Below are 1,239 nucleotides of genomic sequence, written 5' to 3' on the forward strand. Positions count from 1 at the left end.
CGATCCAGCCGATGGCGGAGCGGCTGCCGGACGGCAACGAGCAGAACCTGCAGCAGTTCGTGAACCAGTCGACGTGGGATCCGGTGCCGGTGCGGCGGCGGATCGCGCAGCGGATGGTGCCCCAGGTCGGCCCGGATGCCTGGGCGGTCGATGATGTGTCGTTCCCCAAGGACGGCCGGATGTCGGTGGCGGTCGCCCCGCAGTACTGCGGAGCCTTGGGCAAGCAGGCCAACTGTCAGGTCGCGGTGAGCGTGCACGCGGTCTCCGAGGCCGCGTCCTGTCCGCTGCAGTGGCGCCTGTTCGTGCCCGAGGAGTGGGCGGACGATCCGGTCCGCCGGCGCAAGACGGGGATCCCTGAGGAGATCGGGCACCGGGAGAAGTGGCGTCTGGCCTTGGACGTCCTCGATGAGCTGGCCGGATGGGATCTGGTTCCGCCGGTGCTGGTGGCCGACGCCGGCTACGGGCAGAACGCCGACTTCCGCGACGGGCTGGAGCGTCGGAGCATCGGCTACGTGGTGGCGATCCGCTCGGATGTGACCGTCCACCCGCACGATGCGGCGCCCACTGCCCCCACCTGGTCCGGCAACGGCCGCAAGCCTCAGCCCCGCTACCGCGACAAGCCGCCCCCGGTGGCCGCGCTCGCGGCGGGCCACGGGCGGCAGACGTTCACCGAGGTGACCTGGCGAGAAGGCTCCCGCGGGCCGATGCGTTCACATTTCCTGTCCCTGCGGGTGCGGCCGGCCGGGGTCAAATCCCGACGCCTCGCCCAGGCCGCCGCCACCACGCGGGAGGGCTGCTGGGACGGTGTCCTGCCCGAGGTCACGCTGCTGGTCGAATGGCCCGACGGCGCCGAGGCGCCCACCGGCTACTGGCTGTCCAACCTGCCCGACACGATCTCCCTCGCCGAACTGGTCCGCCTCGCGAAGATCCGCTGGCGCATCGAGCACGACTACCGCGAACTCAAACACGGCCTCGGCCTGGACCACTTCGAGGGCCGCTCCTGGATGGGCTGGCACCACCACGTCACCCTGGTCACCGCCGCCCACGCCTTCCTCACCGAACAGCGCCTGGCCCCAAAAGCCGATACAGCGGACTCACCCTCTACCAGATCCTCGACACCATCCAAGACCTGCTGAACTGCTGGACAGGCACCTGCACCACCTGCCACCGCCCCCTGCCCACAACATCCACCACCAGCCACAACCCAAGAGCCAGAACAACCTAACGGAGTCCTACTAG

1 protein-coding gene is annotated in these 1,239 nt (G+C 69.7%); it reads left to right on the forward strand.

Annotated elements, in window-relative coordinates:
• On the forward strand, positions 1-1,136 hold a 1,136-nt coding region (locus tag ABZS64_RS39310), incomplete at its 5' end, for an IS701 family transposase (protein WP_355840017.1).
• Positions 1,137-1,239 lie beyond the last annotated feature (103 nt).

The sequence above is a fragment of the Streptomyces sp. NPDC005408 genome (assembly GCF_040606445.1).
Lineage (GTDB): Bacteria > Actinomycetota > Actinomycetes > Streptomycetales > Streptomycetaceae > Streptomyces.